Annotated in this window: 7 protein-coding genes; 6 read left to right on the forward strand and 1 reads right to left on the reverse strand. The window is 55.3% G+C overall.

All coding sequences use genetic code 11. The features are described 5' to 3' along the window. Window positions 1–260: 260 nt before the first annotated feature. The 4 genes from QZR21_RS06945 (at window position 261) to QZR21_RS06960 (ending at window position 5,340) form a co-directional block, all read left to right on the forward strand. Window positions 261–2,354, forward strand: coding sequence for a phosphoethanolamine transferase (locus QZR21_RS06945; RefSeq protein WP_296099736.1), 2,094 nt, complete (start codon window positions 261–263; stop codon window positions 2,352–2,354). Window positions 2,355–2,846: 492 nt separating this feature from the next. Continuing rightward, a complete protein-coding gene (trmB, locus tag QZR21_RS06950) occupies window positions 2,847–3,497 on the forward strand; it encodes a tRNA (guanosine(46)-N7)-methyltransferase TrmB (RefSeq protein ID WP_296099733.1) in 651 nt (216 codons plus the stop codon). Next, complete coding sequence (locus QZR21_RS06955) at window positions 3,470–4,765, forward strand: FtsW/RodA/SpoVE family cell cycle protein (protein WP_296099730.1); 1,296 nt, start codon at window positions 3,470–3,472, stop codon at window positions 4,763–4,765. The genes trmB and QZR21_RS06955 overlap by 28 nt, the downstream gene beginning before the upstream one ends. 26 nt (window positions 4,766–4,791) lie before the next feature. Continuing rightward, window positions 4,792–5,340, forward strand: a complete 549-nt coding sequence (locus QZR21_RS06960; RefSeq protein WP_296099727.1) for a hypothetical protein — start codon at window positions 4,792–4,794, stop codon at window positions 5,338–5,340. Window positions 5,341–5,343: 3 nt separating this feature from the next. Here the strand turns inward: QZR21_RS06960 and QZR21_RS06965 are convergent, their stop codons facing one another. Then, window positions 5,344–5,598 (reverse strand): hypothetical protein, encoded by a 255-nt coding sequence (locus tag QZR21_RS06965; protein WP_296099724.1) that lies wholly within the window; start codon window positions 5,596–5,598, stop codon window positions 5,344–5,346. Between the two features lie 465 nt (window positions 5,599–6,063). Here QZR21_RS06965 and QZR21_RS06970 point away from each other — a divergent pair, with 465 nt between their 5' ends. Further along, window positions 6,064–7,008, forward strand: a complete 945-nt coding sequence (locus QZR21_RS06970) for a cytochrome d ubiquinol oxidase subunit II (protein WP_296974570.1) — start codon at window positions 6,064–6,066, stop codon at window positions 7,006–7,008. A gap of 23 nt (window positions 7,009–7,031) precedes the next feature. Then, on the forward strand, window positions 7,032–7,208 hold the full coding sequence (locus QZR21_RS06975) for a tryptophanyl-tRNA synthetase (RefSeq protein ID WP_296974573.1): 177 nt from the start codon (window positions 7,032–7,034) through the stop codon (window positions 7,206–7,208). Window positions 7,209–7,533 lie beyond the last annotated feature (325 nt).

Below are 7,533 nucleotides of genomic sequence, written 5' to 3' on the forward strand. Positions count from 1 at the left end.
CTCCACCGCTGCCGCGGTCCCCCTCCCCCATAGATGGGGGAGGTTACGTAAGGAAAAATCGGCTCCGTCCGTTCGCACGGCGGCTGGCCATACAACATCCGCGGCGAGAGCCGCTGGACCTCAACTCTCAAATCTCAACTCTTTTTAACACTCCCATAGATGTATTTACAGAAGCTTTGTGATAAAATAAATCAGATGTGATAGTTTCAATACTTTGTCAATTGACTATGAGTTTCGTGTAAATATAAGGTGCTTACTCTATGAATCGTAAAAGAAAAGTGTCCAAAAGAGAGACCGCAGGGGGAAAGGAAGAACTGAAGAAGGCGTACAGGGACAGCCATATTTCTTCGCCCCTCAAGAAGGAAAGTCCCGGCCACTGGAAGCGGTGGTGGCTCATTGCTACGCTGGTGCCCTTCTGCCTGGCTTTTTTCCTGTCCTGGTATTTCGGGGCTCCCGGGGGCTATGAGCCCTTCTCCCAGGTGAAGGTGTTCCTCCTGTTCCTGCAGGTAGGGTTCGTGACGGCCTATTTCATCCGGCACCACCTGAAGAAGGCGGCTATCCACCTGTGGCTGACGATTGCATTCCTGTGGATATTATCACTCGTAGTGCCCTATCTGTCTACCCAGACCGATGTGCTTCTGGATATGTCCGATGTGTCCGGCGAACTTTCTACGCCGCTGTACCTCTTCATTTCCTGCCTGTCGGCGGCGTGGATCCTGCCGGGGAAGGCGAGGGTGATCGCCCGCATTGCCTGCGTGGTGCTCATTATCCTCTATGTGTTTATCCAGTTTACCTATATCGGCTATTACGCCATTACCCACTCCCTGATTTCTATCAATATGATGCTGGCCCTGGCCCAGACGAACCTGGCGGAGACCATGGAGTATATCCAGGTCAATATTCCCTATGCGGAAATCGCGGTGGGTGTGCTGGCGCTGGTGATCCTGGGATGGCTCATTTTCAAGGCCAGCCGGTTCAGTTTCAACCGGGAGCAGGTGTCCCGGAAGACCTGGTTCGTCATGCTGGGCCTTTTCATCGTGAATGTGGGCCTCTGCGGCCATTCCATCGGCGCCACCCGGCTGGCCCATGTGTATTATGAAACCTATGAGACCCTGCACAGTTTCTCCGATTTCCAGAAGATGGTCAATGCCCGCCGCCATATGCACATCAGGGACCAGAATGTGGTGAACCGGCTGAAGGCTGCTCCTGACGGGGTGTACGTGCTTGTCATCGGCGAATCCCTCACCAGGGACCATATGAATGTGTACGGGTACCAGCGGAAGACTACGCCCTTCCAGTCGGCGGCCATCATTGATCCCCACTATACGTTCTTCAACCACGGCTATTCCTGCTATACCCAGACGGTGCAGGTGCTGACGGAAGCGCTGACGGAAAAGAACCAATACAATGATATGACCCTGTCCGATGCGTACTCCATTATCGACATGGCCCGGGAGGCGGGATTCCGGACCACCTGGATTTCCAACCAGTCCCGGTTCGGCGTGTGGGATACGCCGATTGGCGCCATCGGTTCCGCCTGCGATGACCAGTACTGGATCAACCAGTACGTGGGCACCGACGTGGTGACAAAGGATTACGATACCGCCCTTATTCCGTACCTGGACAAGGTGGATCCCAACAACCGGCGGCAGCTCATCGTGGTGCACCTCATGGGCAGCCACGTGAGCTACTGGGACCGGTATCCGTCGGAGTTCTACCACTGGCCGGCCAACCCCGGCGAGACCCGGAGCACCGAGGAAATCATGAATGATGAATACGATAATTCCGTGCTCTTCAACGATTACGTCATGGAAAATATCATGAACAAGGCGGTGAACCGGCTCCATGCGGACAGCGTCCTCTATTTCTCGGACCACGGGGAACAGGTGACGGAACGGCCGGGACACAATGCGGACCAGTTCGACTATACCATGGTTCACATTCCTTTCTGGGTGTACACGTCCGATGCCTATCGGATGAGCCATCCGGCGGAAGTGGCCACCATGACAGCCAGAAGGAACATGCCCTTCTCCAATGATATGCTCTACGATACGTTCATGGGCATCATGGGCCTCACCGCCGCCCACTATGATCCGACGGCCGATATTTTCTCGCCGAAATTTGATAAGGATATTACCACCCTAATGACCATGTACGGCAATGTGATGATCCGGAACGATGTGGAACAGCTGGGGGCGGATCGGGACTTTATGGATTCCCTCTGGGATAAGCAGATTGCCGACCGGGCAGAGGCCAATGGACATAGAAGTTTCGACTGGAATACTTTCCACCCCGTAGCCATTGCCGCCCAGCCCATGCCGGAAGTGGAAAATGCAGGAACGAGCCAGGAGTAGTGAGTGGCTAGTAGCTAGGTCTAGTGGCTAGGTGGTCAGGCCCTGCGGGCCGGGGTCCTGTGGCTAAGCGTCGTGCGAGCGGATGGGGCTTCTAGCTGTTAGCTTCTAGCAGCTAGGAAAGCTCTACAGCCTGCGGCGCTTTCCATCAGCTAACCCCAGCCCCGTGGGCAGCCCCTTCCCGGGGAAGGGGCCTCGTGTGGCGTTAATTGCACGTTTTGTGGATAGAGTCATCAGGATTCCATCGGCGGCGGAGCCGCTGATGGTTAGCCTCCTTCCTCGGGAAGGAGGTGGCGCCGCCAGGCGACGGAGGTTAGCGGATGGGTGCGCCGCAGGCGAACCAGCTTTCCTGGAAGCTAACAGCTGGCAGCTGTTAGCCCCCGCCTGCTCGCATGTAACGCTGTCCATCCATATTTCCGCCGCTTTGCGGCGGTTTGTCATACATGGGACACTTGTGATACTATACAGAAGTAATCCATTTCGTCAGGAGGAATTATGAGGCTTCGAAGAAAACCCTGGATTGATGAAGCAATCAAAGAATATACGTCCATTCTCTTTTTGGAGGAACCTACCGATTTCAAAGGAAAGTGGAGGACTCTGTTTCCCCATCCGGACAATGAGCTCCATGTGGAGTTCGGCACCGGGAAAGGGCAGTTCATTTCCGGCATGGCCGCCATCCACCCCGATGTGAATTACATCGGGGTGGAAGTGCAGGAAGGGGTCATTTACTACGCCGCCAAAAAGGTGGCGGAAAAGGACCCGCCCCTGGACAATGTGCGCCTGATCCTGGGAGATGTGAGTGAAATCCTGAACATCTTCGGGGAAGGGGAAGTGGATGTGATTTACCTGAATTTCAGCGATCCCTGGCCGAAGAAGCGGCACGCCAAGCGGCGGCTCACGTACAGGGATTTCCTGAAGCGTTACGCCCTTATCCTGAAAGAAGGCGGAGAAATCCGTTTCAAAACAGACAATAAGGACCTTTTTGATTTTTCCATTGATGAATTTCGGGCAATGGGATGGGAACTTTCCGATGTGACCTATGATCTCCATGCGGCTCCGGTGGCGGGGGACGTGGAGACGGAGTACGAGGAAAAGTTCTCCAGAAAGGGGAATCCGGTATGTCGTCTCGTAGCGAGACGTCCCTGATCGATATGAAGTATGCGCCCAAAGCGTTGCAGAAAATGTTCATCGTGGCGGGCATACTGATTATCCTGGGGGCCTTTAACGTATACAGTTCGACCTATTATATGAATATGGAATCCGGCGTGAGCCCCTACAGCCATATCCTGAGGCACCTGGTGTTCCTGGCGGTGAGCGTGGTTTTCGCGTTCATCCTGTCCCGGGTGAATTACCGCATCATCCGGAAGGGAGCTTTCCTGTGGTGTTTCCTGACACTGGGGCTCCTGCTCCTGGTCATGGTGGCAGGCCGCACGGTGAACGGCGCCACCCGGTGGATCGCCCTGGGACCCATATCCCTGCAGCCTTCGGAAATCGCCAAGGTAACGGGCCTTATCTGGGCGGCGTCGTCCCTGGCGAAAAAGGTGGACGCCAATATGAGCATGTCCATTCTCTGGCATATCCTTAAGCCCTTCGCCCACCTGGGAAGCCATCGGAAGGGAGATTCCTTCGGCGCCATGTTCCGGTATTTCTCGCCCCTCCTTTTTCCCGTCATCATGGCGGTGCTGGTACTGAAACAGCCGGATATGGGCACCGCCGGCATGATTCTCATATTCCCGGCGCTGCTCTATGTCATTGCCGGCATGCCGGCTGTTGAAATCATCCTGGGCCTGGTGGGGTCTTTCCTGCTGTTCGTGGCGCTGGCCGTAGCCATGCCTTACCGCATGCAGCGTATTATCATCCTCTTTGAACCGGAGAAATATGCCCAGGGCATCGGGTACCAGACCATGCAGAGTCTGATTGCCGTAGGGTCCGGCGGCCTGCTGGGCCAGGGCATGGGGGAAGGGCTGTCGAAGTTCCTTTACCTGCCGGAACAGTATACGGACTTTGCCTACGCCGTTTTCAGCCAGGAGTACGGGTTCGTAGGTTCCCTGGCCCTTCTCGCCCTGTACCTGGCCTTCATGTGGTACGGCCTGTCGGTGGGACGGAAGCTGAAGCAGACTTACCCCGCCCTTCTGGTGTACGGGCTCACCCTGCTCATTTCTGTGCAGGCCCTCATCAATATCGCCATGGTTATCGGCCTGTTCCCGGTTACCGGCATTCCGCTTCCCTTCATTTCCTTCGGCGGTACATCGCTCCTTATGAATATCGCCGCCCTGGGCCTTATCTGGGGGACCGCTACCCAGAGCCTTCGGGAGTCCGATGAACTGGAACGGAAACAGAGAATCGCCGCCATGGAAGGCCGGCCCCTGACTTTTGGGGAGCTTTCGGGCAGGGTATACGGAAAAAGACGATAAAAAAAGCATCCGGAAGGATGCTTTTTTTGAAAGGAAATGAAATGGAAAGAAACAGCAAAGAATCGAAGCCGCTGGTGGTCCTTTTTCCTTTCCCGGAACAGGGAAACAGTAGGGAGCTCCTCGAAGGCTCCGCAGAAATCCTTCGTAAGTCGGGGCAGAAGGTGGACCTTCTTTTCCGGGATACCCTTCCGGAAGATAAAAAGCTCCCCTGCCGCCTGCTGGCCTTTGCAAAGGAAATCCAGGAGACCGGGCAGCTGGCCCTGAAAGCGGCGGCTTTGGGCCTTTCGGGGGATGTGGTATACGGCGGAACGGACCTCGGCATAAGCCTGGAAAGGGGAAATGTGATTACCACATTCGGACAGGACCATTTCCAATCCACCTTCGTCCATACGGAGGCCTGGGCCTTTCCGGCGGCGGGGGACAGGGACCTTTCCCGGTCACTTGAGAATCCGGTCATCAAAAGGACCCTTTTCCAGGTGTATACGGGACTCATGATCCATGCGCTGGGCAGGACGGATTCCTTTCTCTCCGCCATGGACGAAGCCCGGCGGCTGTGGAGAAGGAACGGGGACTGACAGTTATCCCCTGAAATATTTCCGGGCCAGGTCCCAGGTAATGCCGGCGGCCTTCTGGAACAGGTACAGGCTGAAGGCTTTCTTCGGATGGAAGAGCCAGTAGGCCTTCGTAATGGGCTCCAGGGGTTTCAGGATTTCTGGTGCCTCCGCCGGAGCTTCTTTTTTCGGAAGACTGGGAGCCTTGTCTTTCTTAAATCCTTTGGACGCCAGGGCAGCGGCCAGAATGAGGAGAAGGACTTTCGCCAATTTACTATTCATAGGAATGTCTCCTTTGGAATAATCATAGCAGAATCAGCGGCTGGTGGCTAGTGGAGGGGGAGATCGAGGCCGAGGTCGAGATCGAGGAGGACGGGACCGGAAAAATCAGGAATTAGGAATTAGGAATGAGGAATGAGGAATGGTTGTGGCGGCGCACAAATCGGGAAGCGCCGCATTATGAATTCCGGCAGCGGCTTTTGGGGGAATTAGCCGTTAGAAGCCAGCAGCCCCACCCGGTCGCACCGTGCTCGGCCACACAGCCCCCGGCCCGGAGGGCCTGATTCCCAGTCACCAGTTGTCCATCCGCCTCAATCTCGATCTCGACCTCGATCTCTTCCCGACCATGCCAATATCCTCATATTGTGGTATACTTTTAAAGGGTATGACCCCATCTTTTAGAAAACAATCTTCTGAAAAACAGCAGGTCATCTTTTCCTGTGAAATCATCTATTTCTGGAGGACTTTATGAACGCGGATTCAAATGTATTATTACTGCCATTATGCTTTTTCGGCCTCTACATGATCCTGGAGGCTGCGGACTGGGGGCTCTGCCTGGCAGCGCCGCTGGTGAGCCGGAACAACGATGAAAACCGGGCCATCCTGGGGCTCCTGAAGCCGGGACTGGACGGCAATGAACTCTGGTATTTCCTGGGCTTCTTCATGATGGGGGCTGCGGTGCCGGAGGCCATGAAGAACCTGTCCCAGACAGGGAGCCTGGCGCTCATTGTGTTCATCGTGGCCGGGGCCCTGCTCCGGCTGGCGGCCTGCGTGGCGAGAAATGCCTTCGGCCGGCCGGTGGTGATGAAGCTCATGTCCCTCTTTTCCCTGGTGGCCCTGGTGGTCATGGGACTCACGGGATCTTCGTTCCTCATGCGGGATGGCTCGGTGTTCTCTGTGCTCGGCATTTTCTGTGCCCTGTGGATTGTGCTGGCAGCGTTCCAGCTGGGCACCCTCTATGGAGCGGTGAAGGTGGTGAATCCCCTGGGCGAACGGTTCCGGGCGGCTTTCCTCGTTTCCAGCGTCCTCACGGTGGTGGTGTATATTATCCTGGCCATTCTCCTGAAGAACCATGCCGGTGATTCTAACATGTATGGCAGTTTCTTCTGGATCAGCCTCGTGGCAACGGCCATTCTCTTCGTCATTGCTTTCTTCTTCACCCGTATGCGCCACGTAGGTGCAGGACTGGTGGCGGTGTACCTTTCTTCTTTCTTCGCCATTGCCATTTATCTCTCCGCCTACGCAGCGGTGATTCCCCAGGTGTTCCCGGTGGAAGTGGAATCCCTGAAGAATGCCATGGACGGCATGCCGGGCACGGCGCTCCTGGTGGTGGCCTTCGTGTGGACCCTGGGTGCCTTCATCTGGCGCATGTGCCGCAGAAAAGAAGTTTATGAATGGAAAGACCATATCTGATTGTAGTATAAGGAGGAAATCCTATGGGAGAACTTTACAAGACCCAGCATACCATCGATGAAATGCTGGACTGGATGGGTGTGAAAATTGTACTGGATTCGGAACATCTGTCGGAGGAAGATAAATTCGAAGCCGAAAAAGAGGGGGCCTCGGTGGTCCTGAAAAAGGTGGAGAAGAAGGATCAGGAAGATAAGAAATAAGCGATAAGAAAGGCGGGCTGATGGGCCCGCCTTTTTGAGTGGCTGAGCGGCGTGCGAACGTGCGGGGGCTGAAAAAATCAGGAATTAGGAATGAGGAATGGTTGTGGCGGCGCACAGGTTGGGAAGCGCCGCCTTTTGAAACATGACAGCAGATACACCTCAGTTCTGCAACTGGGCGGCGTGCGGATGGATGGGGCATTGAGCCTTCAGCCTTGAGCCTTGAGCTGGATAGGACCTTCGGGCCCGGTGTCGTGCGGCTGAGTGATATGCTGTCGGAGCTCATCAAATTTAACCGCTAGAAGCTCACCAAATTTAGCCGAATTCA

It is taken from the genome of uncultured Dialister sp. (genome assembly GCF_900541605.1).
Taxonomy (GTDB): Bacteria; Bacillota; Negativicutes; order Veillonellales; family Dialisteraceae; genus Dialister.

What these genes read in the sequence shown, in the direction of transcription:
- QZR21_RS06965 (WP_296099724.1), bottom strand. Translation starts at nt 5,598, where the DNA reads ATGAATAGTAAATTGGCGAAAGTCCTTCTCCTCATTCTGGCCGCTGCC.
- QZR21_RS06970 (WP_296974570.1), top strand. Translation starts at nt 6,064, where the DNA reads ATGAACGCGGATTCAAATGTATTATTACTGCCATTATGCTTTTTCGGC.
- trmB (WP_296099733.1), top strand. Translation starts at nt 2,847, where the DNA reads ATGAGGCTTCGAAGAAAACCCTGGATTGATGAAGCAATCAAAGAATAT.
- QZR21_RS06945 (WP_296099736.1), top strand. Translation starts at nt 261, where the DNA reads ATGAATCGTAAAAGAAAAGTGTCCAAAAGAGAGACCGCAGGGGGAAAG.
- QZR21_RS06975 (WP_296974573.1), top strand. Translation starts at nt 7,032, where the DNA reads ATGGGAGAACTTTACAAGACCCAGCATACCATCGATGAAATGCTGGAC.
- QZR21_RS06955 (WP_296099730.1), top strand. Translation starts at nt 3,470, where the DNA reads ATGTCGTCTCGTAGCGAGACGTCCCTGATCGATATGAAGTATGCGCCC.